Source organism: Lacticaseibacillus brantae DSM 23927 (assembly GCF_001436115.1).
Lineage (GTDB): Bacteria > Bacillota > Bacilli > Lactobacillales > Lactobacillaceae > Lacticaseibacillus > Lacticaseibacillus brantae.
In genome coordinates, this window is record NZ_AYZQ01000004.1 from 168,713 (window position 1) to 193,472 (window position 24,760).

General features: G+C 47.3%; 21 protein-coding genes, 1 pseudogene and 1 riboswitch. Of the genes and pseudogenes, 16 read left to right on the forward strand and 6 right to left on the reverse strand.

Going from position 1 to position 24,760, the window contains the following annotated elements; translation table 11 throughout:
* Positions 1 to 41 precede the first annotated feature (41 nt).
* A pseudogene (locus FC34_RS08300) lies at positions 42 to 2,516 on the reverse strand (transglycosylase domain-containing protein); the annotation flags it as partial.
* Positions 2,517 to 2,640: 124 nt separating this feature from the next.
* Between FC34_RS08300 and FC34_RS08305 the strand changes: the two are divergent.
* Complete coding sequence (locus FC34_RS08305; protein ID WP_057894954.1) at positions 2,641 to 3,327, forward strand: YjjG family noncanonical pyrimidine nucleotidase; 687 nt, start codon at positions 2,641 to 2,643, stop codon at positions 3,325 to 3,327.
* A 123-nt stretch (positions 3,328 to 3,450) separates the two neighbouring features.
* Here FC34_RS08305 and pepV read toward each other — a convergent pair whose 3' ends face one another.
* Both pepV and FC34_RS08315 read right to left on the reverse strand, forming a co-directional pair.
* Entirely contained in the window at positions 3,451 to 4,857 is a 1,407-nt protein-coding gene (gene pepV / locus FC34_RS08310) for a dipeptidase PepV (RefSeq protein WP_057894955.1), read from the reverse strand.
* A 108-nt stretch (positions 4,858 to 4,965) separates the two neighbouring features.
* Entirely contained in the window at positions 4,966 to 6,255 is a 1,290-nt protein-coding gene (locus FC34_RS08315) for a glycerophosphodiester phosphodiesterase (RefSeq protein WP_057894956.1), read from the reverse strand.
* Positions 6,256 to 6,340: 85 nt separating this feature from the next.
* Here FC34_RS08315 and rbsK point away from each other — a divergent pair, with 85 nt between their 5' ends.
* Entirely contained in the window at positions 6,341 to 7,240 is a 900-nt protein-coding gene (gene rbsK, locus FC34_RS08320) for a ribokinase (protein WP_057894957.1), read from the forward strand.
* Positions 7,240 to 7,554 carry a hypothetical protein gene (locus tag FC34_RS08325; protein ID WP_057894958.1) on the forward strand — a complete coding sequence of 105 codons (315 nt, stop codon included), beginning with the start codon at positions 7,240 to 7,242 and terminating at the stop codon, positions 7,552 to 7,554. The genes rbsK and FC34_RS08325 overlap by 1 nt, the downstream gene beginning before the upstream one ends.
* Here the strand turns inward: FC34_RS08325 and FC34_RS08330 are convergent.
* Complete coding sequence (locus FC34_RS08330; RefSeq protein ID WP_157052277.1) at positions 7,542 to 7,787, reverse strand: hypothetical protein; 246 nt, start codon at positions 7,785 to 7,787, stop codon at positions 7,542 to 7,544. The two genes, FC34_RS08325 and FC34_RS08330, sit on opposite strands and share 13 nt — an antisense overlap.
* Before the next feature lie 121 nt (positions 7,788 to 7,908).
* Between FC34_RS08330 and FC34_RS08335 the strand changes: the two genes are divergently transcribed.
* The 11 genes from FC34_RS08335 to FC34_RS08385 all read left to right on the forward strand — a co-directional run bounded on the left by FC34_RS08335 (position 7,909) and on the right by FC34_RS08385 (position 18,933).
* Complete coding sequence (locus FC34_RS08335) at positions 7,909 to 8,961, forward strand: YibE/F family protein (RefSeq protein WP_235803414.1); 1,053 nt, start codon at positions 7,909 to 7,911, stop codon at positions 8,959 to 8,961.
* Complete coding sequence (locus tag FC34_RS08340) at positions 8,958 to 9,683, forward strand: YibE/F family protein (RefSeq protein WP_057894960.1); 726 nt, start codon at positions 8,958 to 8,960, stop codon at positions 9,681 to 9,683. Before FC34_RS08335 ends, FC34_RS08340 begins: the two co-directional genes overlap by 4 nt.
* 4 nt (positions 9,684 to 9,687) lie before the next feature.
* A complete protein-coding gene (locus FC34_RS08345) occupies positions 9,688 to 10,290 on the forward strand; it encodes a metallophosphoesterase (RefSeq protein ID WP_057894961.1) in 603 nt (200 codons plus the stop codon).
* A 56-nt stretch (positions 10,291 to 10,346) separates the two neighbouring features.
* Positions 10,347 to 11,744, forward strand: coding sequence for a bifunctional metallophosphatase/5'-nucleotidase (locus tag FC34_RS08350; RefSeq protein ID WP_057894962.1), 1,398 nt, complete (start codon positions 10,347 to 10,349; stop codon positions 11,742 to 11,744).
* A complete protein-coding gene (locus FC34_RS08355) occupies positions 11,741 to 12,319 on the forward strand; it encodes a YutD family protein (RefSeq protein ID WP_057894963.1) in 579 nt (192 codons plus the stop codon). Before FC34_RS08350 ends, FC34_RS08355 begins: the two co-directional genes overlap by 4 nt.
* Before the next feature lie 11 nt (positions 12,320 to 12,330).
* Positions 12,331 to 13,107 (forward strand): TIGR01457 family HAD-type hydrolase, encoded by a 777-nt coding sequence (locus tag FC34_RS08360; RefSeq protein ID WP_057894964.1) that lies wholly within the window; start codon positions 12,331 to 12,333, stop codon positions 13,105 to 13,107.
* Complete coding sequence (locus tag FC34_RS08365) at positions 13,095 to 13,727, forward strand: TIGR01906 family membrane protein (protein ID WP_057894965.1); 633 nt, start codon at positions 13,095 to 13,097, stop codon at positions 13,725 to 13,727. The genes FC34_RS08360 and FC34_RS08365 overlap by 13 nt, the downstream gene beginning before the upstream one ends.
* A gap of 159 nt (positions 13,728 to 13,886) precedes the next feature.
* On the forward strand, positions 13,887 to 15,563 hold the full coding sequence (gene alsS, locus FC34_RS08370; protein WP_057894966.1) for an acetolactate synthase AlsS: 1,677 nt from the start codon (positions 13,887 to 13,889) through the stop codon (positions 15,561 to 15,563).
* Positions 15,564 to 15,578: 15 nt separating this feature from the next.
* Positions 15,579 to 16,289, forward strand: coding sequence for an acetolactate decarboxylase (gene budA, locus FC34_RS08375; RefSeq protein ID WP_057894967.1), 711 nt, complete (start codon positions 15,579 to 15,581; stop codon positions 16,287 to 16,289).
* A gap of 63 nt (positions 16,290 to 16,352) precedes the next feature.
* A riboswitch (Lysine riboswitch) is annotated at positions 16,353 to 16,524 on the forward strand.
* A 154-nt stretch (positions 16,525 to 16,678) separates the two neighbouring features.
* Entirely contained in the window at positions 16,679 to 18,082 is a 1,404-nt protein-coding gene (locus FC34_RS08380; protein ID WP_057894985.1) for an amino acid permease, read from the forward strand.
* 74 nt (positions 18,083 to 18,156) lie between these two features.
* On the forward strand, positions 18,157 to 18,933 hold the full coding sequence (locus FC34_RS08385; RefSeq protein ID WP_057894968.1) for a hypothetical protein: 777 nt from the start codon (positions 18,157 to 18,159) through the stop codon (positions 18,931 to 18,933).
* 61 nt (positions 18,934 to 18,994) lie between these two features.
* Here the strand turns inward: FC34_RS08385 and FC34_RS08390 are convergent, their stop codons facing one another.
* Positions 18,995 to 20,494, reverse strand: coding sequence for a helix-turn-helix domain-containing protein (locus tag FC34_RS08390; protein ID WP_057894969.1), 1,500 nt, complete (start codon positions 20,492 to 20,494; stop codon positions 18,995 to 18,997).
* A gap of 91 nt (positions 20,495 to 20,585) precedes the next feature.
* On the reverse strand, positions 20,586 to 21,236 hold the full coding sequence (locus FC34_RS08395; protein WP_057894970.1) for a deoxynucleoside kinase: 651 nt from the start codon (positions 21,234 to 21,236) through the stop codon (positions 20,586 to 20,588).
* Between the two features lie 170 nt (positions 21,237 to 21,406).
* Here FC34_RS08395 and FC34_RS08400 point away from each other — a divergent pair, with 170 nt between their 5' ends.
* Both FC34_RS08400 and serS read left to right on the forward strand, forming a co-directional pair.
* A complete protein-coding gene (locus FC34_RS08400; protein WP_057894971.1) occupies positions 21,407 to 22,960 on the forward strand; it encodes a helix-turn-helix domain-containing protein in 1,554 nt (517 codons plus the stop codon).
* 278 nt (positions 22,961 to 23,238) lie between these two features.
* On the forward strand, positions 23,239 to 24,519 hold the full coding sequence (gene serS, locus FC34_RS08405) for a serine--tRNA ligase (RefSeq protein ID WP_057894972.1): 1,281 nt from the start codon (positions 23,239 to 23,241) through the stop codon (positions 24,517 to 24,519).
* Positions 24,520 to 24,760: the final 241 nt, after the last annotated feature.

Sequence of the window (24,760 nt, forward strand, 5' to 3'; positions counted from 1 at the left end):
CATCCAGTTAGTTGCTGGATGCGATTTTTTTATTGTCCTGTGGTCGTATTCGTGATGGCGTCAGCCGCGTTAAAGGTCGGTAACCCATAATTGTTGGCTTCACCACCGAAGTGATCCCAAAAGAGTTTGTAGTTTGCTTTAGTGCCACCAATACCGAAGTCTTGGATGGTACCGCTTGGCTCCCAATTGTTGTACAGGCTGGTGGTCGTTTCACCGTTAACGGTATATGGCTGACCATCAACATTGACCGTGGAGTTCTTCATCCCAGTTGTGGCATTGACGGTGACGGACTTAACTGAGTCAGGTCGCGTCAAGGTTTGCTTAAGCTTGAATTGTTGCGGGATTTCGTCATAGATGCCATTAGCTAACTTCGCCCAATAGGCTTCGTTGAGGTCAGAAGCATTCTCTGGCAATTGATAACTGTGGCCATTACTGTTGTCATAACCCATCCAACTGGCTAGCGTTAAGCCCGGCGTACTGCCGATAAACCAGATATCGCGAAAGTCATTAGTGGTCCCGGTCTTACCAATCAAATTATCTGAATCAAAGTTCAACTGATAACTTAATTGTGAAGCCGTCCCAGTCTTGATCACGTCACGCAATAGATTGTGCATGATGTAGCTGGTGCTCTTGGAGAAGACACGCGTGCTCTTTGACTTATGTTGGTAAATAACCGTGCCAGCAGGATCGACAATTTGATCGATCACAAAGGCGTCTGTATGGGTACCACCGCGTGCAAAGGTAGAGAAAGCACTCGCTTGTTCCTGCACGGAAACCCCATAGTCGGTCCCCCCTAGGGCAAGTCCGAGTTGACTATAGTCATTAGCTGTTAATGTGTTAATGCCCATTTTGTCCATGTAGGTTTTGACGTTAACCTTCTTTTGTAATTCATTATACAGATTAACAGTCGGGATATTATACGATTGCGACAGGGCTTCAGAGACTGGCATGAAGCGGTTTTGAATTTCACCACCAAAGTCAGTCACACTGTAATTGTTAGGAAAATGAGTTTTGAAATCAGCCAGCATGGTCTTAGTACCGACGAGCTGGTTCTCAACCGCTGGCGCATAAACCAGCATTGGCTTAATGGTCGAACCCGGCGAGCGTAGGGTATAGATATGATTGAGGACGCCAGATACCCCGCCAACAAAGCCAACAATCGCACCGGTGTCATTATCGAGCAGCACTGACCCGTTTTGCACGGGGGCCGCGTTGGTTTGCATCTCGCCAGTTTCAGGATTAATTTCTTGTGTGTATTGGGTTGGGCCAAATGTTGATGCTTGTGATTTGACCACTGTTTGCATGGCGTTATAGACCTGCTTATTGATGGTGCTGTGGACCTGATAGCCCCGTGTCTGCATCAATTCTGTTGCTTGGTCCATAAACTGGGTATTGAGCCCCGAGTCTTTCGCGAGCCTAGACGCGGAATAACCAGCTTCTTTGGCGAGTTGTTGCGCTAAAATAACTTTAGCTTCACTCGTGACCATGTTGTAAACGTATTGATAAGGTTGGCTGGCATCATTTGGTGTGGCTTGTCGTGCAATAAAGTCTTTCTTGAGATCATAATTCTTGGCCGCCGTGTATTGGGCTTTGGTGATTTGATTCGCCCGATACATCCGAAAGAGCACAGTTTGTTGCCGGTTGAGACCAGAAGACAGGTTCTTTTTGAGCGCGCCCGTTTGGGTGTAAGGCGTGTAAACCGAAGGACTCTGTGGGAGGCCAGCGATGAAGGCGGCTTGAGGCAACGTCAATTTGGCAGCGGAAACGCCGAACAGTCCTTGTGCTGCCGTTTCAACGCCAGCAATGTTTTGCCCTTTGTTGTTGCGGCCAAGTGGGGCGGTATTCAGATAAGCTTGTAGAATATCAGCCTTTGAGAAGAAATGTTCAATTCGCATGGCCAACATCATTTCAGTGGCCTTGCGCTTGAAGGTCGTTTCAGAAGACAGGAATTGCATTTTGACCACTTGCTGCGTCAAAGTGGAGCCACCGGTCTGACCACCTAAGCCGGTCAAGTCCGAGAACACGGCCCGGACGACGGCTTTAGGCACAACCCCGTGATGCTGGTAGAATTCTTCGTCTTCAGTTGCCACAATTGCTTTGGTCACCCATGGCGACATGGCGTTGATTTTCACGCCTTCGCGAACTAAGTCTGATTGAACATTACTCAATTTGACATTATCGGCAAAATAAAGGCTGGTTGATTGGTTGACGTTATTGAGCGTCTTACTCAGCGCGGTTTCAGTCGGGATGGGGGCTTGGTCGACAATTGCGGCGAAGTACCCGCCCATAACGCCGATACCTAAACAAAACAACACCCCAGCGACACCAAGGGCGTAATAGAATACGGTCTTGAGACTCTGGAGAATAATATCAGCGTAGAGCCCCCAAGTTTTACGAGAGAAGGGGGGGAGATTTGATTGGTTATTTGGGGATGCTTGGCGTGGTTGGCCGAAGTTGGCTAGGAAACGTTTTAACCAAGCGTTGAAACGCGTCCTCCACGTTTTGAGTGTTTTCAAAATTTATTCCACCTTTGTTGTCGGTCGTTGGTAAAATTATATACCAAACCCCAACAAGTTTCAGGAAATTATGGTCAAGTTGCGCTTATTTGGGTATTCTTAGAAAGCAAAAGGGGGCAGGATAATGTATCGCGATTTACTATTTGACGTGGATGACACACTACTGGACTTTAAAGCTGGTGAAAGCCTAAGCCTGGCTCAGACATTCGCCGCACTAAAGATAGACGATACGCCTGAAATTGAATCGACCTATCTGCGCATCAACGTCGGCTTGTGGGAAGACTACGAAGCCGGACGCATTCGGCGCAATGACATCTTCACTCGGCGTTTCGCCACGACGTTTAAGCAATTGAAGCTAAACGCTGATGGCCAACAGGCCGAAAGAATTTATCGGCAATTACTCAATCAGCAAGCCGTATTGCTCCCTGAAACTGTGAGTGTGCTCAAGCGATTACGTGATTACGACTGTTACATTGTCTCAAATGGCATTGAACCGGTTCAAATCGCCCGGCTCACAGAAAGTGGCATTATTGATTTCTTTAACGAGATCTTTGTCAGTGATACCGTTGGGTCACCCAAGCCGACAATGGCCTTTTTTGATTACGTGGCTAAGAGGATTCCTGGGTTTGATCCCAAGCGGGCCCTTATCATTGGCGATTCGCTCACCTCAGATATTCAGGGCGGGCGCAACGCCCAAATCGATTCTGTCTGGTTTAACCCGCATTTCATCCCCAACCGCAGCCAAATTTTTCCAACATACCAATTGAACCATTTGACTGATTTATTGCCCTTATTAGAGACAAATCGCTAACAAAAACAAGCGCCAAAGTGAGACAACCATCTCGCTTTGGCGCTTGCTTTTTAGTCACAGTGACATCCCCGTCGCTGTAAGTACATTATAAGAGAGCCCTGGACTTTAAGAAACTAATTTGACTTATTTTGCCAGCAAACTGATGGCTTCAGCATAGATAGCGACAGCTTGGATGATGTCGTCAATAGCCATGTATTCATTCGCCTGATGCATCACGTTTTCGCGGTCGGGCATTAAAGCCCCAAAAGCTACCCCACGGTCGATAATCCGACCATAAGTCCCGCCACCGATGACTTGCTCGTGGCCAGGTAGACCAGTTTGACGTTCGAAGACATCCAGCAAGGTTTTGACTAATGGATCGTCACCAGAAACATAGTGTGGGCCTTGGGCGTGGCCATTCACAGCCACGCTCACGACATCGGCACCCAGGGTAGTTTCAATTTGGTCACGAATCTTGCTGTCATCAGTACCTTGTGGATAACGGACATTAATCATGATGGTTTGGGGGCCATCTTGGCTAAAGCTGAACATGTCAGGACTAGCCGTTAGGTCACCCATCAATTTATCAGTGTAGTTAATCCCCAATTTGTGACCGCGTGAATCATCATGCATGAAGTCAGCGATTAACCGCAGATAGGTTTTGCCAGCAGGATCAAAGTCAAAGCCGTTTAAGAAGGTCGCCAGGTAAGTGGCCGCATTAACCCCAACTTTTGGTTCTTGGGCATGGGCGCCTTTACCTTCAAGGCTAACAGTAGCCGTTTGGCCATCCGTTGCCACTTGTGCTTTCACATGATTAGCAGCTGCGAAGGCTTGTAACTGATCTTCAAAATCATTTGGTAATGTGCCAGCAATGGTGGCTTCAGCGTTTTGAGGGACCATATTGACCCGGATACCAGAGGTAAAACCGGTCAAAGTCAAAGCTGCGCTCTTAGCGGCAATTGGCAATAACTTAACGGCAAAAGTCGCAATCCCTTTTTCACCATTGATAATTGGGAATTCTGCATCAGGTGAGAACCCAAAATCTGGGGCTGGCTGCACTTCTAAGTACCGGTTAATGCCAACCCATTCGGATTCTTCGTCAGTCCCGATAATGAAATGGATTTTCTTGTTAATAGGCAGGCCCAAATCCTTAATCATTTTAAGGGCATAATAAGCGGCAATGCTTGGGCCCTTATCGTCTGAAGAACCACGGGCATAGATGCGGCCGTCTTTAATGACAGGATTAAAGGGGTCAGTGTCCCAACCAGGACCAGCTGGGACAACGTCCATGTGACCAAAGAGGCCGAAGATTTCATCTCCGTCACCATATTCAATCCGGCCAGCCACGTTCTCAACGTTTAATGTCTTGAAACCGTCGCGATCAGCCAAGGCAAGCATCTGCTTCAAAGCAGCCGCAGGGCCAGGGCCAAGTGGCGCATCAGCCGTTTTGTGTTCAACGTCACGTTCTGAGTCAATCTTCAATAAGGTGGTCAAATCATCTAATAATGCTTCTTTATATTTCTTTGCTTCAGCTAACCAATCTGTCGTCATAATTAACCCGCTTTCTTTGTTAGGATAATACCAACATACCATATTCAGCCTAGTCTGCATACGGTTCAGCGCTAAAATTATCTGCCCCAAAACAGGCTCTGTTCAGGCTCAGAATGGAAATTCAGGCAGGACCAGTTTCATGCGCAAAGGCTTTGGCATTTGGTTGTATTGATACAGCCAGAGAGCAGAATGGTTTGCCGCTGGCAGTTGAACATCTTGGCCTTGCACCCAACCACCTGGGACTTGCAACCATAAGCGATTGTTATGGATGCGGACGCCAGATACGGGCACGGCCTGGGTATTCGCCAAATGACCACTGACTCGTGTGGGGTTGAGGGGATTATTGTAAAGGTTTGCGGCCATTAATGGTTGCCGAACTTGTACCCTTTGCCGACTAAACAAACTGGCCCAGCCAGCTTGAGGGGCGAGGTTGATTGTTTCGGCTGGAACAAAAGCATTTTGTCCGATGCGGTAGTAGGTTTGGCCTTGCACAATGACTTGCCCAATCACCGTCACCGCTTCGTCAGGCTTAATCTGTTTGGCTTTCAAGGTGGGTTGATAAGGGTTCATGTAGACGGGTAACGTGCTTTGGCTCGTATTGGTCGCCAGGTCATCAAGCGGCGTAATCGTAGCCTTGGCTTTCAAGTGCTTGAAATCAGCGCCAAGGCCCGGGTAGTTGGTGACCACCCCGTCGATATTTAAGTTGACCAGCCAATTCCACAGGGCACGGTTCTCATTCATCTCGTCCCAGATATAGACCTTTTGGCCGATATAGTGGAGGTCATCGACAAGCTTTTGATTAATTAATTCAGAGCTAATATTGACACCTGTCACATAAGGAAAGACGGCAAAGGTAATCCGCTTGAGCGAGCCGACAATGAAAATTCTGGGGATATCCGGTGCCAGCTGTTGCAGGCGTTTAAGACTAGCGAGTGAAAATGAATGGAACATCACGCGCTTGTCCATATGGTACTGGTGAATCAAGGCGACCAATTTAGCTTCTAAATTGGGATGAGGCTCATCACTACTAATCTTGGTCTCGATGAGGAACTTTTGCGAGCCAGTTTGATAATGGCTAAAGATTTCGGCGAGCGAATGAACTGGCTCGCCATTTTTGGTATGATATTGTTGGATTTGTTGGCTTGTGCTTTGGCTAATCAGGCGATTAGCACCGGTCATTCGTTGCAGGCTGTCATCGTGTTGAACGAAAAGCTGACCATCACGACTTTCGTGGATGTCGAATTCAACGTAATCAGCTCCCTGATTGAATGCACTGTCAAAACTTTGAAAAGTTTCTTCGGGATAATTCGTTGGGTCGCCGCGGTGGCCGATCACTGTAAATCCGGTGAGTAACCAAAAGCTCGCCAGGAAAAATATAAGCGTACTGAAACGTGACATGTAGCGGGACTCCTTTGGTTCAGAATACCTAGACCTTATCACGAAGTGGACCGCTAAACAAATATCTGCAAGGGGAGAATAAGTGATGAAAGTCATCATGATTGGTAGCATTAATTTAGATGAAACTTTGCGGGTCGAACACTTACCTGTGAAGGGTGAAACCCAGTTCGTCGATGGTATTGATCAGGCTGTGGGCGGCAAAGGGGCAAACCAAGCCGTGGCGGCTGTTCGCGGTGGTGCGACGGTGCAATTTATTGGCCGGGTGGGCAGTGATGCCATTGGGGCTGACTTAACAGCTAAACTAGCAGCGACGGGGGTTGATACAACTGAGCTACAGCCGACAGCTGGACAAAGTAGCGGTCGGGCTTTGATTATGGTCGATACTTCGGGCGATAACACGATTTCCGTTATTAGTGGGGCTAACCAGGCACTAACACCAGCGGACACCACCAACTTCACCCAGGCAGATGTGGTCATGGCCACTTTTGAAACGCCGATTGCAGCTACGGTAGCCGCCTTCAAACAGGCCAAAGCCATTGGGGCAACCACGATTCTTAACCCCGCACCTGCAAAGACGAACGTCCCTGATGAGTTGTGGTCATTATGTGACTATGTCATTCCAAATGAGACCGAAGCGCAAAGCCTCACAGGCATCATTCCGGATACCGAAGCCCATCAACAGCAGGCTGCCGCTTGGTTCTTTGAACACGGCGTCACACATGTGCTCATCACTTTAGGCGACCAAGGGGTGTTCGTGGCTGATGCTAAGGCGCAGAATTGGGTGCCAGCTTTCAAGGTTGTGGCGATTGATGCCACAGCGGCCGGAGACACTTTCATCGGGCATCTCGTCGCCAAGTTAGATCATCCATTGGCGCAAGCTGTGCGATTTGCTAGCGCAGCGTCAGCGCTAACCGTCCAGACGTTAGGCGCCCAGCCGGCGATTCCGACTGCGGCGGCCGTCGAAAAGTTTATGGAGGCACGTTAATGAGTGAGAAGTATCAGACCTTTGATTTAATTCAAGAAATAGTGCGTAACGACGGGACTCGCTATTACGAACTGGGCAATATTTTTATGAACGGCCAGGCCGAACAGGCAGCACTTAGTGGGCTCATTAAAGAAGTTCGAATCATGCAGCTGAACATTCCCCATTCAAATGCGGTGGGCCGATACGAAACCTATATCAACGATAATTATTCATTTCCAAATGAAAAGCCGACGGAATGGATTGAATGGGCAAAACCCGACGGTCCAATTCGTGCGGCTTACGATGAAATATTGAGTCAAAATCACATTGGGTGAGCTTGGAGCTTCTTCTCTAACTGTGTTGCCTCATCGGCGTGATAGAAATGCAGATGTTGTTTCTGATTGACGACGATGAGCAGTTCGTCTGGCTGAAAGTCAAGCAATTGGGGATGAGCGTGGGCCAAATCCTGATTGATATAAGTGGCCACATCTTCATAAACGGTCACCTGTCGATCTTTTGAGCTAAAGGGTTCTAGACGGTATTTGAGTTTGAGATAAGTATTCATCATGGCCTCCTGAAGTCTTTGCTTTCATTATACGGTTTGACTAGCCAATGCCCAACAATTGAGTGCGCGGGTTTGAATTTTTAGCGGTAGGCCAGTAAGGTATGCCTAGAGAGGAGTCGGTTTGATGATTAAGAAGTATTGGCGCTGGTTACTGATTCTGCTACCGGTAGCCACATTTCTGGCCGCACGGTTTGATGCCCCACTCTATAGCACGCCAGTGGCGCAAGTGACACGAGTGACTGCGAGTGCTTCTCAAACTGAGACTGACAGTAACAGCAATGAAGACCGCCTCATTACTCAACGGGTTCAAGCCCGGTTGTTAAATGGTCCGGGTGGCACAATTGCGTTGACGAATACTTACACGGCGAGTCAAGCCTTAGATTTTCCTTTGCGGGTCGGCAGCCAAATTTTTGTCACAAAAATACACGGTCAGTATCAGTTAAAAGATGACAAGCGCGATGCAATCTTACTGACTGTGGCGATGTGTCTGATTGTGCTGATGATTCTGGTGTTGCGCCGGCACTTCTGGGTCACACTGGCGAGTATCGTGATCAATACCGCAATTTTCTTGTTAGTGGTCCATGTGGATATCAGTAATCAATCGATTAACGCTTGGCTGATTTTTAGTGGCTTGGCAATTGTTTTCACACTGGTCACAGCGGCCTTTATCGTTGGGGTGAATCGCCTGATGCTCATTATCAGTGGGGCCACCGTCGCCGCTACCGTGTTGGCCGTGGCCTTAGGTTATGCAATTTTAAGCCTGACCGGCTATAATGGCGTCCATCTGGAAACCGTCAAGTATGTGACGCAAGCACCGCAGCTTCTATTTTATGTCCAAATTGTTGTGGGTGCCTTAGGGGCCGTGCTGGATGTTGCTGGAGATATCGCTGTTAGCGTTTATCCCCAAGCGATTGGCCGTCGAGATAAATTCCGTAATGGGATGGCCGTTGGCCGCGCTGTGTTGGGACCGCTGATTGGCGTTTTAATGATGATTTTTGTGGCAGGCACTTTTGCCGAGGCGGTGTTGTGGCTAAGAAATGGTAATGCCGTTGGCCAAACAATTGAATGGGTCATGGGCTTAGGCTTAGCCCAATCGTTGATTTCAGCCTTTGGTATTGTCCTGGCAGTTCCGTTGACCAGTGGTGCCATGGCATTTGTAAAGCAGGTGGACGCATGAATGCAATCCTAGCTTTAGGACTGGCCTTATTAACGTTGCTGATCCTGGTTCAAGGGCGTTATGGCCTAGTCACGCTCATTAGTATCTTAATTAATCTGGGTCTCATGATTTTGACGGTGATTCTGATTGCGGGCGGGTTTAATCCGGTCGTTGTCAGTGTCGTGGTGGGTCTAATGATTTTAGCGACGACCATTTTCATGAACCAAGCCAAGCCAGACGTTGCTGGCCCAGCATTTGTGGCCTCCCTGTTGGTCATGGCCGTTTTTGTCGGCTTAGTTATGCTCGTGTTTTATTTCAGTCAAACGGCTGGCTTTGGCAATGAGGATGGCGAAACACTTGAAGGTTTCTCCACCGCCATTGGAGTTAGTTTCCAACAGATTCTGATTGCCACTGGCTTGATGAGTACTCTGGGGGCGATTGCTGAAGCCGCGATTGCAGTCTCGGCTGGGTTGGCAACCAACGAGATTCAACCGGGGGCTGGTCAATCAGCGATGTTAGCCGAAATCATTGGAACTGCAATAAACACTTTGTTCTTTGGTTTCTTTGGGGGCTTTTCGGCCTTGTTTATCTGGTTTGCTCGGTTATCATATTCATTCAGTCAAATTATTAACAATAAAGTCTTTGTGGGTGAACTCCTCGAAGTGCTGCTGGCAGTCATTGCGGTGATCATGACCGTACCGACCACGGCTTGGATAGTTCATTCACGACAACGAAGAGGGTAGTCTCGTGGAATTTTATATTTCAGACACGCATTTTTTTCATACTGATTTATTAGGGGACAATGACTTTGCACCCCGACTATTCGAAAATACTGCGGCCATGGACGCCGCGATGGTCAATGCCTGGAACGCTAGGGTTGACGACAATGATGTCGTTTACCATCTCGGCGACATTGCCATGAATCCAGAGAATGTGCCAACCAATCAACAGATTTTCGATCAGATTAAGCAGTTGAACGGGCGGATTGTGTTCATTAAAGGTAATCATGACTATCGGGCCTTGTTTAAATTCTTGCAGCAAAATGACCCCGGCTGGCATGGCCAGCCTCGTTATCAATTCTTTGACGTCGGGACGATTGTTAAAGACAGTCATACCCAATTGTTTCTGACGCACTATCCGCTGTTGATGGGGATTGTCAACCAAACCCTTAATCTTCATGGCCACATTCATCACAGCAGTGTGCCCGTCGCTGAGAACATTAATGTCGGCGTTGATGCGCCAGAACGCGACTTGTTGTCAGAATCATTACCTTGGGGGAGTCCATTAACAGCCGCCGAAATTTTTGAGATTTATGCTGCCAAAAAGGCTGCGTTGGCCAAGAACCGCTAATCCGGTGGCGTTGACCCCGGCGGCGTCTTGCCATAGTATGAGAGGAGGTTCACATCATCGAACAGATAACAATTTTGCATACGAATGATATTCATTCCCATTTCGAGAATTGGCCAAAAATCCGCCGGTACTTGCAGCAGACGAAGGCTGAAGCGGAAAGCCAGGGCCAGACAGTCTTAACTTTTGATGATGGGGATGCCATGGATCGGTTCCACCCCTTGTCGGAGGCGACCAATGGTCAGGCCAACATTCAGCTACTCAATACTGTGGCTTATGATGCGGTAACCATCGGTAATAATGAAGGCATTGGTAATTCTCACGCCGATCTTGAAGCGTTATACAGCCAGGCCAACTTTCCGGTTGTGCTCGGGAACCTTTTTGAACCTGATGGCACCCGGCCGGCATTTGCCCAACCAGTCGTGTATAAAACCACCCCGGCGGGCACTCGAATTGCAATCATTGGGTTCACTGCGCCATTCTTTCTGACCTACGGGCCCAATGGGTGGTTAGTGAAGGCGGTTGGCGATGTGCTACCTGACTTGCTTAATCAGATTGCTGGCAGCTATGACGTGTTGATTATGTTGTCGCATTTGGGTCTGTCGACTGATCGATATCTCGCGGCAAAATATCCCAAAATTGATGTCATCATTGGCGGCCATACGCACCACTTGCTTGAACATGGCGAGCTGGTCGGCCATACTTTACTGACCGCAGCGGAAAAATACGGCCATTATGTCGGTCGCATCCAATTGGTTTTAAACGACAACCATCAGATTACGCAGCAAACAGCCGTCGCTGTCAAAACCAGTACGCTACCAGCTGAGCCTGAGGATGACCAAGAAATCGCCAACTATCTACGTGAAGGCCATGCGCTCTTAGCCAAAGAACCAGTGGCTTTCTTGCCTGAAAGCTTCTCAATTGATTATGATGGGCCATCACCATTACTTGACTTGGGGTTGAAGGCAATTGCCGAAGCTGGTCAGACCAGTGCTAGCTTACTGAATGCGGGGTTATTTCTCGATAACTTACCCGCGGGCCTCATTACGCGCGACACCCTGCATCGGCTGCTACCTCATCCCATGCACCTCATGCGGGTGACCTTGAGGGGGCAAGACTTATGGCGTTTGATGATGGAAGTCGAGAAAAACCGGATGTTTTTGCGACATTTCCACATGGTGGGGATGAGCTTCCGCGGCAAAATCTTTGGGGACATCGGGGCTTTCGGTATGACGACGAATCATAAGCGCCAGGTTATTTGGAATGGTCAAGCATTACGACCAGATACGTTATATACGTTCACCACGGTGGATCATTTCTTGTTTATTCCCTTTTTTCCAACAATCGAAATTATGGGGGACAATGATTTGTTGTTCCCAAACTTCCTGCGTGATAGTCTAGCCGACTATTTAGCGCAACATTTCCCGTTACCTGCAAATAAGGAGGAACGTCCTTGACCACAGAAACACAGGCTCCATTAGAAAGTGAACTGGCGCAATTGGTGACCCCAGAAACAACCAGTCGAGTTGTCCGGCAAACGTCTGAAATGATTACGATTGACCAACGCCGCTACCAAATCGATGTTGACGTGAAGCAGGCCTTTGATGCTGAGGCGCTCGATAAGCGGTACAACGATATTCTGGATAAATATGATTATATCGTTGGCGATTGGGGCTATGATCAATTACGCTTGCGGGGCTTCTATAAAGCGGGTAATCGGCATGCCAATAAAGATCAGTTGATTGACACACTGGAAGACTATCTTTATGAATACTGTAATTTTGGCTGTGCGTATTTTGTTCTGGCCCGAATCGATGCCCCAGCCAAACCAGCCAACAATCGGCGACCACGCGCTAAAGGTGAGAAGCCCCGGTCAAATAACAAGCCCAAACAGGCACCCAAAGCAAATGCGAAACCATATAGTGAAAAACGTGCTCGGCCCAAGAAGGTTCAGGGTGAGGCAAAGACAACTGGCACCAAACCGCGCAAACGACACTTTACCATTCGCCAGCGCGAAACTGAGACAAAGTAGGGAAGATAGTATTGGCATATAAAGGTTATTTTATTGATTTAGACGGTACCATTTATCGCGGTAAGGAACGTATTCCGGCGGCTAAGACATTTGTTGAGGCCCTGCAGGCTAAGCAAATTCCATTCTTATTCCTGACGAATAATACGACCAAGTCGCCAGCTGACGTCGTGAAGAACTTAAGTCAGAATCATGACATTCATGTCACACCAGATCAGATTTATACGCCATCGCTTGCGACTGTGTCATATTTGCAAAGTCAAAATAATGGTGATTTGGCTGGTAAAAGTGTCTATGTCATTGGTGAACTTGGCCTCAAGCAACCCTTACTTGATGCAGGGCTGAGATTTAATGAAGTTGATCCCGATTACGTGGTCGTCGGCTTAGACTATGATGTGACTTATCACAAATTTGAGTTGGCTAGCCTTGCGATTCAGCGCGGCGCCAAGTTTATCGGCACCAATGCGGACACCAACCTGCCCAATGAGCGAGGACATGTGCCGGGAGCGGGCTCAGTGATAGCGATGGTGGAACGTAGTACCCAACAGACGGCCCAATATATTGGCAAACCCGAAGCCATTATTATGCAAGCCGCCCTCGAACAAATTGGCTTGAAGCATGACGAGGTCTTAATGGTCGGGGACAATTATAATACTGACATCCGTGCCGGCATTAATGCGGACATCGATCAACTGCTGGTTTACACCGGTATTTCAACCAAAGACCAAGTGGCTAAACAAGCCATTCAACCAACGCATAGCGTAGATAGTCTCGACCAATGGCAAGTTTAAAGCGAATTGGGCAACAAATCGGGCTGTGGCTCTTTATCATTAGTGCTACTGTTGTTGCCGTCCTAGCGCTGTCGTTCGCATTGTTCGCCATTTTTATCCGGACAGAAAATTTAACCTTCATTGCAGATATGAGTGCCGGTCGGTTGATGCATAACTACACGCAGTTAATGGGTTATCTCACGCTGCCATGGGTTGAACCCTTGAAAATGAGTAATTTCCCAGTGTCAGCCAATGGCGCGCATCACTTTGCTGATGTGAAGCACCTATTCTTGCTGGCGCTGGCAGTGTTTATCGTGAGTGCACCCATCACCTGGTCTTATCTGCGGACACTGCACGCGCGCAAAATGTGGTGGCAACTTGTCCGCCCATTCCAGATTGGGGCCTTTATCCCCGTGATTTTTGCTGGGGCCTTTATGATTAACTTTGATCAATTCTTTATTGCTTTTCATAAAGTGTTGTTTCGCAATTCAGATTGGCTCTTTGATCCCAACACCGATCCGATTATCAATGTTTTGCCAGAGTCATTTTTCATGGCTTGCTTTATCGTCGCGCTGGGCATTTTTGAAGTTGTGATGATTTGGGGGATTGTGAAGGGCCGCCGCTCATTAGCGAAGAACTGACGTCGATAGGCGTCTTTTTTTATGGCTTTTATCGACTGTATTAGTACAGATTTTATGTGTAATGAAACAGATTTTTGCTGTAAAATTCAATGTTTTGCCTTTTAAAGGAAACAGTTTAGTGATAGTATGAATGACAGTAACTTAAAGGAGAAATGCGTAATGACAGAAAACGAACAGCACGGCGCTGATTTAGTCGTTGATAGTTTAGCCAATCACGGCGTGAATTATGTCTTTGGAATTCCTGGTGCCAAGATTGATCGGATTTTTGAAAAGTTGGAACACCCCACTAATCCCAAAGCGCCACAACTAATCGTTGCCCGGCATGAACAAAATGCGGCCTTTATGGCGGCAGCCGTGGGTCGGTTGACCGGTAAACCTGGGGTGGTCATGGCGACTTCAGGTCCCGGGGCGTCTAACTTGGCCACTGGTCTGGTGACAGCGACCGCTGAGGGTGATCCCGTTGTGGCGATTGCCGGGCAAGTGAAGCGGGCTGACTTATTGCGGTCGTCACATCAAAGCATGCGTAATGCTGAACTTTTTGCGCCTATTACGAAATTCTCGGCAGAAGTGCAGGACCCTGATAATGCCTCTGAAATTATTGCCAATGCATTTCGCGCTGCAGAATCTGGTAAACAGGGCGGTAGTTTTGTTTCGGTGCCGCAAGATGTGACTGATGCGCCCGTGGCTAGTGCGGCCATCAAGCCACTGCAAGATCCCAAATTGGGGCCGGCTAGTCCCAGTGATATGACTGACTTAGCTCGGCAGATTAAAGATGCCCAATTGCCAGTCTTGCTCCTGGGGATGCGGGCGTCGTCAACTGAAGTGACTCGTGCCATTCGCGACTTATTGGCGGTCACTGAATTACCCGTTGTCGAAACCTTCCAAGGTGCCGGCATTATTTCGCACGAACAAGAAGCCAATTTCTTTGGGCGGGTCGGCTTATTCCGGAACCAACCGGGGGACATGTTATTACGGGCCAGTGATTTAGTGATTGCGGTTGGTTATGACCCAATCGAATATGAGCCCCGGAACTGGAATGCTGAGGGTGAATCTAACATTGTCGTGATTGATTCTGTACCTTCTGAAATCGATCACAACTTCCAACCAGCAAGCGAGTTGATTGGTGATATCTCTCAAACACTCGAAATTTTGAATCCATTGGTTCGGGGCTATCAAGTGAGTCCTGGTTCAAAAGATTATTTGGCCTCCCTCCAAGAAAAATTACATGACCGGGATGTTCCTCCGGCAAGCACCGATCCAAAATTAAATCACCCCTTACAGATCATTTCTGCACTGCAACAACGGGTGAGTGATGACATGACGGTTACTGTTGATGTCGGCAGCCACTACATTTGGATGGCCCGGCATTTCCGGAGCTACCAACCGCGGCACCTTCTATTCTCAAATGGGATGCAGACCCTCGGGGTTGCATTACCGTGGGCGATTGCGGCCACTTTAGTGCGGCCGGGCTCTAAAGCCGTCTCGGTTTCTGGGGATGGTGGGTTCTTATTCTCAGGTCAAGAACTCGAAACAGCAGTGCGACTCCATGCTAATCTTGTGCACATCATTTGGAATGACGGACATTATGACATGGTCAAGTTCCAGGAGGAAATGAAATATGGACAATCTGCCGGGGTTGATTTTGGACCGGTTGATTTTGTCAAATATGCCCAAAGTTTTGGGGCGACTGGATTGCGGGTCGAAAGCCCAGATCAGTTGAATGACGTCCTCGATCAGGCTTTTGCGACTGACGGCCCAGTGATTGTGGATGTGCCTGTGGATTACTCGCACAATGAAGCCTTGGGTGAAGCCATGTTACCTGACCAGTTCTACTAGGATGAGGTGAATAAGATGAACACAGAGACACTATATCAACACGGGACCTTGGCCATGCTGGTGCCTGGCCTGCTGGCCGGCACCTTGTCGGTTGCTGACTTGTTGAAACACGGCGATACAGGTATTGGCACTTTGAGCGGTTTGAATGGTGAATTAATGATTATTGGAGGCGTTGTTTATCAAATGGCCGCTGATGGTCAAATTCGAGTGGTCGGGCCAAAGGAAATGGTTCCTTTTGCCAATGTTCATTACGCCAAACAAGAACCTACAACTAAGCTGACCAATGTCGATTATGCCCAATTCCAACAGGCGGCTCTGGATCAAATTGGAACCGAGAATATTTTTGCGGCCGTCACGGTTACGGGGAAGTTTACCCGCATGCACACACGAGCAGTTGGCGAGCAGGTGTCACCATATCCAACACTCGCGGCGACAGCTGAGGCTCAACAAGAATTCAATGCAACCGCCATTGACGGCCAAGTCGTCGGCTATTTCTCTCCAGAACTGTATGCCGGCGTTGTTTCACCAGGATTCCATCTGCATTTTCTGAGCTCGGATCACGTCATGGGCGGGCACATTCTTGATTTTGAATTAGAGTCTGGTGAAATTGCCATTCAGCCTTTTCAAAATTTTGATCTGCATCTCCCGATTGATAACAATGATTTTCGACGGGAGCACTTCAATTCCCGTCAGGTCATTGCCGATATCCGTAAAGCAGAACATTAAACATTCAATGAGAAATTGTCACAGCGCCTAGGCGTCGCCGCGCTTGTCTGCTACACTGGATAGCAGATGATTAGAGGTTGCGCGTAACATGAGTCACTTAACTGACAAGCCACACTTGAGTGAGGTTAAGTAAAAGGGAAACGCGCCGAAATGCCCGGTTGTGGAACCAGGGTGTTGGGCTAAGTTTGAAGAAGACTTAGACTGTCGCAGATAACTGCGGGGCGCTAACACGACGAAGCTGACAATAGATAGCTGGTAAGTCTTGTTTGGGCTTACCAGCTTTTTTGCGTAATTTTTTGTGATGCCTCGCACAGGATATTAAGGGAGCGAATATAGTGGCAACAGAACAAAATGGGGCTAAGCGTGTCCTCAAGACAAGGCATCTTTCGATGATTGCACTAGGCGGTAGTATCGGTACTGGGTTATTTGTGGCTAGCGGTTCCGCTATTGCCACCGCGGGACCGGGTGGGGCTTTGATTGCATACGGCGCCATCGGCCTGATGGTGTATTTCTTAATGACCAGTCTGGGAGAAATGGCCACCTATGTCCCGGTTTCTGGCTCTTTTTCAACCTATGCAACACGTTTCGTCGATCCTGCCTTGGGATTCGCGTTGGGGTGGAATTATTGGTTTAACTGGGCGATTACTGTTGCCGTCGATGTGAGCACTACCGCAATCGTGATGCACTTTTGGCTACCGGACGTGCCAGGGTGGATATTTAGCCTGACTTTCTTAGCGTTGATCTTTTTGATTAATTTGGTATCGGTGAAGTCTTTTGGGGAAACGGAGTATTGGCTCTCGTTAATCAAGGTCATTACGGTATTGGCATTCTTGGTCGTTGGGGTCTTGACGATTATCGGCGTGTTAGGCGGTGGCCCAGCGATTGGGTTGCGCAACTTTACTGTCAAGGCGGCGCCATTTGTAGGTGGCTGGCCGGCAACTTTATCCGTCTTTGTGGTGGCGGGTTTCTCATTTCAAGGGACGGAGCTTATTGGGATCACGGCTGGAGAATCAGAAACACCTGAAACCAGCATTCCTAAGGCTATTAAACAAGTTTTCTGGCGGATTCTGCTGTTTTATATTTTGGCCATCGCGGTCATTGCGGCAATTATTCCGTACTTCAGTCCTAATTTATTAGGGGCGACGGCTCAGGACGTTGCGATTTCACCGTTTACCTTGGTCTTTGAACGGATCGGCCTTGCTGGAGCGGCTTCTGTGATGAATGCTGTGATTTTGACTTCGGTTTTATCATCGGCTAACTCAGGGATGTATGCTTCAACCCGAATGCTGTGGTCAATGGGTGAGACAGGTTTTGCTTCCAAAATCTTCGCCAAAACAAACAGCCGAGGCATTCCAATTTTTGCTCTCCTTGGGACGACCTTAGTTGGGGCTTTGACCTTTTTGACTAGCATCATGGGACCTCATGTGTATCAGCTGTTGGTCGCCGCGTCTGGCCTGACTGGATTCCTAGCTTGGCTTGGAATCGCGATTTCACATTACCGTTTCAGACGGGCTTTTATTGCCCAGGGCCATTCCTTGGATGAGTTGGTTTATCATGCCAAGTGGTTCCCGATTGGACCGATTCTAGCGATTGTGATGAGTTTGATTGTGATTGTCGGCCAAGACATCACAGCTTTGACGCATTTTGAATGGAGCCGATTGCTAATCAGTTATATGTCGATTCCACTTTTTATTGTTTTGTTCGTTTACTATAAAATAAAATATCGGACGCATCTGGTGCCATTACTGGATGCCGACCTCAGTCCGCACCGTGAAGGCACAAGCAAAGATTGACATCGCTTTCAATCACGTCCAGACTAGTGAAGGATGGTTGTAGGGTAGCAGGTGAGAAACAGGGGACGATATCGATGTGGTTAAAACAAACAACCAAGTTACTTTTAGCTGTGAGTGCTGACCAACCTGTCAGCAGTGAGTTACCCAGTTGGTGGCAGGCGCGGTATCATCAACGGCCGGCGGGAGTGCGCCACCGTTTGATTAAACGTGGTTACCTGACCATTGATCAGCACCAAATCCTCCGCGTAACAGCCAAAGGCCAAGCTGTATTGGCCTCAGTGCCTGACATCACCTGGGCGCACCGGTATTACTTTCCGGGGATTATTGATCTGATGCGATTCCGTCGGGCTTATCAGCCAGGTCAACCTTATGAGACGGTCATGCAGCTGTTGGCGCATGGCCTCGCAGAGAATCAATCCGATTTGACGATTTCTATGTTGTTGTACCGTCTGCAATTGCGTGTGAATCTCGAGACAGCCCACTTTGCCGCGGCCGCCACAACGCTGATGCGGCTATTCTACTTCGCACTTGGCGGGGATACAGATGAATTGGCAACTAGCTTCACTTATAGGCATAGTCAATACAAATTAACGCGGTTTGATCGCCAGTCTCTGCAGCACGTGCTTGAAGGCTTAGACTGGCGCTTGAGTGATTTTGAATGGGCGTTCTCGGCGTGGCTGACCGACAAAGCTAATTTCCGGGCCCCATTCACCCGCTTTGAGATGATGCGGATTGTGATGTATGAACTAAGCGAGAATCAAGCTGCGTTGACGGCGTTGTATGCGGAGGCCGGACAACGGTATCACGCCCAACTGCGTCAACAAGCTTTGACCAAAAGTATCACAATTTAAAATGATTTATTTAAATACTGAGACAAAAAAATCCTCGTCACATTTCGGTGACGAGGATTTTTTAAACCTCGGGCATTAATTTGTCTAAGAAGATATGTTTGATGGTGATATATAGTTGATAAAAATCCGTCTCTGTTGGATCCAAGTGCCAATAGAGAATATGAGGGTGATGCAGTTCAGGGTTATTACGGAGCAGCTCTTCAGGATCATCAACAGCTGCGATAATGAGGTCTGCGTCAGCGGGATCTGCGTTGTCGTCAAGAATTTCGACATCGTTCATATCCTTGAGGAATAAAATCATATCAGTATTAGCCAAACCGTTGGCACCATTGAGTAACTTCACTTGGACCAATTCATTCCACTTGAACACTCGCAGATAGGGAATCAATAAGTAATACATGATGTGGACCATCTCATGGCGCACTGGATACAGCGATGCGTACGCGCCAGTCTGAGGTAATGTTTCAACAAAGTCATTTAGGAAATCCAAAAGTCGGGTTTGCTCGTATTCGGGGCGGGTGAAGTTGAAGAAGTCAATCAACTTAATATGTTCGCCCTCGAGTAGATAATAATTCATCACAACCCGGGCGATGTTAGTGGCCAAAATGGCATTCTTAGTTAAGGAACTTGCCGGCTGGCGTAAGAATGGCTTGGCGAAATTGCTTAATCGCAACAGGTAGTCCGTCACAACATTGTCATCAGTAGTGAAATATGTATAGAGCTGGCGATCAAGGTGACCATGATCGTTGAAATCCATATCTCGTAATTGGTAAAAGATAAAAAATTCTGACTCGGCCCGCAATTGGGCGGGACTGAGTCCAGGAAATAAAGCCCGCGAATATAAATATTGATGGGCTTCTGGGAAGCGACCAAGGACTTCATCGAACCGGTGGAAGCGCTGGAGCACAAAGCCATGAGAAATGCGTAGGCGGCAGATACCCCAAAAAAGCATGTCTTGTAAAATGGCAATCTGATCCTCGCGGGCATTGGGTAAATCAAGATATTGTTTGTGGACCACCGACAAGGCAGGACTCTTAAAAGGCCATGCCAAACCGTGATAGCTCATCCAATAAAAGGTGTAGATAAACAAACGAATTTGTTTCTCGTCTCCAATGAAGCCTGTTTGGGTCAATGACAATTTAACCTGGTAGCGGGCTAATAGATCGCGCACACCGGTGGTTTTGCGCAACAAAGTTGAACGACTGATGAAATGTTCTTGGCAGAATTTATCGACTGATGGATTAGTTGCTTGAACAAGATAATCGACAAATTCAAATTGAATCGCCTGTTTCAACAAGAATAGCCGATACTCATCAATGGAGATGGGAAAATCGGCTTGGGTTGAAAGCTGTTTTTTGGCGGCTCGACTCGTTAGTCCAGTAAGGTCTTGCATGTCCGTCACCAATTCTTGGAAAATGTTATAACTTTGCTGATAAGAAACATTCATTCGCAGACTAAGGTCGTTAATGGTCAGCGCCGTATTGCCCGCTGTCATCAATATTCTGAACATATAGAACTTCTGTAAATCCGCTTTTTCTACAAATATTTCTTCAAATAACATCGTCGTCGTTCTCCCCAATTGAATGACTCTTTATAAGTAAAGTATATCAAAAAACAATTGAGCAAGATATTAGTATCTTAAAGTAAACCGACTAACGGGCTTGATCAAGGCGATCGATTTCATTTTGAATCAGGTTAATGACGTAAGTCTGGTCGTCTTGGTTTTCAACGAAGTCGTACTTGTCACCGTCGATTTGAATCTTGGGACTTTCGTCATAGGCATCGTACCAAGCGGCATACCGTTGATTCAATTCTTTATAGTATTCATACAAACTTGGGTCATTGGCTAATTGCTCATAAGGCCGACCTCGCCGTTCGATGCGACTCAACATGGTTTCAAAACTAACCTTGATGTGAACCAATAAGTCGGGACGCTTCTTGTGAGCAGCGTACGGGAGCTCTTCCATCATATTCTGTAGTAAGTCATCATAGACGCGGACTTCTGTCGAAGTGGCGCGACCTAAGTCTGCATTCAAATGGAACAATAAAGAATCTTCAAAAATGGAGCGATCCAAAACGTTGTTGTCATCTCGATAGGCTTGTTTGATCGCCGAGAAACGTTTGTTCAAGAAATAGATTTGCAGCAAGAAGGCATACTTCTTAGGGTCTTGGTAGAACAATGGCAGAACCTCGTTGTCATCAACGGATTCATAAAATGCTTCAGTGCCGAAATGATCGGCAATCATTTGAGTTAGGCTGGTTTTACCAGCGCCGATAGTGCCTGCAAGTACGATCAATGTCATCATTCTCCCTCTTTACCGTGGTACTTTTTTGAAAAACACGCGCCTTTTATGTTACGAACTTTGCTCTGGCTTTGCAAGCTAAAATAAATAACATCAAGAAAGAAAATTTTGTTTTCGAAAAAATAAAAAAATGCTAAAATTTAGACATCTGAATTTGGGGGAACTGTGTATTGAAAGATCAAATAAATTTATTTTTGTCGTCTTCTGACAATGAAAAGTATCAATTGTTCGTCGCAATTAAGCGGGCTCGGTTTGCGCAAGCGTCCGCCGCTGACTTGATTTTGGCTGCCAAGAACCATACAGAATTGGTGACTGAAGTGAATCTGAAACAAATTGCAGCCATCACGCATAAGAGTTATAGCAGTGTGTATAACACTTACAACGGCCTGGTGCCAGTGCTTGAGGAAATGGTGGGCCGGCGCAATCCTGCTATCAAGCGGATGTTTGCCATTGAAGAGGATGCCTTGTTCTTCCATTTGGTTGAACGGTCGCATCCGTACCGCTTCATCATGGCGATGCTTGAAGAACGCATCAGTTCATTTGAGCAATTCTGGCAGAATGAAGATAGTTCTAAAGCAACAATGCTGCGGCACATTAAGCCAATGCGCGACTTTGCCAAACAATTTGATGTGTCATTTTCATACGAACCAATGCGTCTTGTGGGAGAAGAACGCAACGTCCGGATGTTTTTGACGGTCGTGTTATGGTTGGCGACGAACGGGGATGTCTATCCATTTAGCTATCCGGCCGAAGCTGATGTCCGAGTGGCTTTTGATGAAGCATTGAATGCCTTTGACTTGCCGATTCCAAATCCTGTTACGGTTCGAATCGGGGTCTTTTACATGACTGTGGCGCTAAAACGGGTCCTCAGCGGCCACATTTTGACTAGTGCTTCGCAAAGTCAGTTCTTACATTATCCAACACCGAATCTATTTAAAATTTTCGAAGAGAAACGCTTTAACTTGGTTGGTCTTGACGGGATGAACTTAGACGAACAGATGGCAGAAACGGCCAATCTTTACTTCTTGTTTAATTTTGCCCCAATCCACATCATCTCTGGGGCCGACAATATTGAAGCCACGATCGATCGTTACCGCAAATACAATCCGAACATCTCTAAGCTGGTGAATGGGTTCTTCGATAAGCTGCCGATTGATTTTGAGCATGATTTGAACATGACGCCAGCGGAAGTGGATATGCTCAAAGCCAACCTGCTAGTGGTTAGTCTCAGTACTTTAGTGATGGGGAAAGACTACACCCAAGTGATTGAGCAAAACTTAAACCTGCGTCTGCGCTCGACACCCGCTAATCCGGTGTTACTTGAACAGGTGAGACAGACACTGGCTTACGTCGTATTCACTGAGAAATTAGATGTGCTAGAACCTTATTTACCCATCCTTGAGCAGTCTTATTACAATAATGCGAATCAATTGTTGCATCAACAAGCGCCGACCAATCGCATTAAAGTTGCTCCCCTGATTGAACAAACAGTGGTTGGTTACATTGATTTGCTCGTCTTTTTAGGCAATCTACCATTTGTTGAATTGATGGCACCGACGACGAATCTTGACGATGCTGATTTATTAATCACCAGCGCATACGGCAATGCCAGCGAGTATGTTGATTCAGACGCTGTGCAATTCCCATGGCGGATTGATTATGCGACTGATCAGTTCGGCCAGCTTTACAGCGTCATCCGTGAAATGTGGGAACAACGCAGCTAGTGCTTGCAAACCCCATGTAAAAAAGGTATCGTAAAAAATAAGTTAACAGATCGATTAAACACGTGATTAAATGCCTTAGCGACACTCAGAGAATTGGCGGTTGGTGCAAGCCATGTGACGCGACTCCAGCATGATAGTGGGCGAGGATGACTCGCACGGCACTGACCGTTATCAGCAATTAAGGGTGATCTTTGATCAAACTTGGGTGGCACCGCGGAATTAAGCCTTTCGTCCCAATTGACGGAAGGCTTTTTGTGTCCAAAAAAGGAGGAGAACAGATGTTAGATTTAAAATTAATTCGGCAAAAGCCTGATTGGGCCAAGACGAAGTTGGCTGCCCGGGGCATTAAGGGCGAAGAAATTGATGAATTACTTGAGTATGATGCTAAGCGGCGCGAAGTGATTATGGAAACCGAGCAATTGAAAGCTAAGCGCAATGAAGTCTCTGCTGCTATTGCGACCATGAAGCGTAACAAAGAGAATGCTGACGAACAAATCAGTGCCATGCGTGAGGTCGGGCAAGAGATTAGTGACCTCGATAAGCGCTTGGCTGAGCTGGATGATCAAGTGAACTATATTTTAGTCCGGTTGCCAAACTTCCCCGACGATTCTGTCCCTGTATCATTAGATGAAAAAGATGCGCGAGAGGAGCGCAAGTGGTCAACACCTCGTCAGTTTGACTTTACGCCAAAGGCTCATTTTGAAATTGGTGAAGCCTTAGGGATTCTTGATTTCGAACGTGCGGCTAAAGCGGCCGGCAGTCGTTTTGTTTATTACCGTGGTGCTGGGGCCCGGTTGGAACGGGCTGTGTACAATTTCTTCTTAGATGAACATGCTAAAGAAGGGTATGAAGAAATGATTACCCCGTATCTGGTGAACAATGACTCTATGTTTGGGACTGGGCAATTTCCAAAGTTTACTGAAGATGTGTACACCATCATTAACGAGGAAGATCCCTTAACTTTGATTCCAACGGCAGAAGTGCCATTAGTGAACTATTACCGCGGTGAAATTATTCCCACAGAGCAGCTGCCAATTAATTTCACAGCTTTGTCACCCGCTTTTCGTTCTGAAGCTGGTAGTGCCGGCCGTGATACCCGCGGTTTAATCCGAATGCACCAATTTAACAAGGTCGAGATGGTTAAGTTTACGAAACCAGAAGAATCATGGAATGAGCTGGAGAAGTTGACGCATGATGCCGAAGACCTTTTGCAGAAGTTGGGCCTGCCATATCATGTGATCACGCTTGCCAGTGGGGATGCTAGTTTTACGTCAGCTAAGACTTACGATTTGGAAGTGTGGTTACCCGCCCAAGATCGGTATCGTGAAATCTCCAGTTGCAGTAACTGTACTGATTTCCAAGCTCGGCGTGCTCAGATTCGTTATCGCGATGAGAATGGCAAGCCGCAGTATGTTCACACGCTTAACGGCTCTGGCTTAGCGGTTGGCCGGGCTGTGGCTGCCATTTTGGAGAATTATCAAAACGAAGACGGCAGCGTTACAATTCCTGATGTTTTGGTGCCATACATGGGCGGCCAAACTGTCATTGAAAAGGCATAAATTTTTTTGGCGGTTACTAAGCAATTTTTAGGCTAAAAACAGCACAATTAAGCAGTGAATCATGAATGATTCACTGCTTTTTTTGTACGATGTTCGGCTTTGTGAAAAAATCTGAATTTGTGTTGACGCCTGCCGAATTCGTTGGTATCATGGTCTCTGTTGTTAAGGACGTTCTGCTTGTTATAAGCGTGATAAAAGTTGTTGACAACGGATTGCCAAATTGATAAGCTGTTATAGTTGT

Coding starts and splice junctions, on each gene's coding strand:
- FC34_RS08395 (WP_057894970.1), bottom strand. CDS start 21,236: ATGACATTGATCGTACTTGCAGGCACTATCGGCGCTGGTAAAACCAGC.
- FC34_RS08325 (WP_057894958.1), top strand. CDS start 7,240: ATGAGTGAGAAGTATCAGACCTTTGATTTAATTCAAGAAATAGTGCGT.
- pepV (WP_057894955.1), bottom strand. CDS start 4,857: ATGACGACAGATTGGTTAGCTGAAGCAAAGAAATATAAAGAAGCATTA.
- FC34_RS08305 (WP_057894954.1), top strand. CDS start 2,641: ATGTATCGCGATTTACTATTTGACGTGGATGACACACTACTGGACTTT.
- rbsK (WP_057894957.1), top strand. CDS start 6,341: ATGAAAGTCATCATGATTGGTAGCATTAATTTAGATGAAACTTTGCGG.
- FC34_RS08385 (WP_057894968.1), top strand. CDS start 18,157: ATGTGGTTAAAACAAACAACCAAGTTACTTTTAGCTGTGAGTGCTGAC.
- FC34_RS08315 (WP_057894956.1), bottom strand. CDS start 6,255: ATGTCACGTTTCAGTACGCTTATATTTTTCCTGGCGAGCTTTTGGTTA.
- serS (WP_057894972.1), top strand. CDS start 23,239: ATGTTAGATTTAAAATTAATTCGGCAAAAGCCTGATTGGGCCAAGACG.
- FC34_RS08330 (WP_157052277.1), bottom strand. CDS start 7,787: ATGATGAATACTTATCTCAAACTCAAATACCGTCTAGAACCCTTTAGC.
- FC34_RS08335 (WP_235803414.1), top strand. CDS start 7,909: ATGATTAAGAAGTATTGGCGCTGGTTACTGATTCTGCTACCGGTAGCC.
- alsS (WP_057894966.1), top strand. CDS start 13,887: ATGACAGAAAACGAACAGCACGGCGCTGATTTAGTCGTTGATAGTTTA.
- FC34_RS08340 (WP_057894960.1), top strand. CDS start 8,958: ATGAATGCAATCCTAGCTTTAGGACTGGCCTTATTAACGTTGCTGATC.
- FC34_RS08365 (WP_057894965.1), top strand. CDS start 13,095: ATGGCAAGTTTAAAGCGAATTGGGCAACAAATCGGGCTGTGGCTCTTT.
- budA (WP_057894967.1), top strand. CDS start 15,579: ATGAACACAGAGACACTATATCAACACGGGACCTTGGCCATGCTGGTG.
- FC34_RS08390 (WP_057894969.1), bottom strand. CDS start 20,494: ATGTTATTTGAAGAAATATTTGTAGAAAAAGCGGATTTACAGAAGTTC.
- FC34_RS08380 (WP_057894985.1), top strand. CDS start 16,679: ATGATTGCACTAGGCGGTAGTATCGGTACTGGGTTATTTGTGGCTAGC.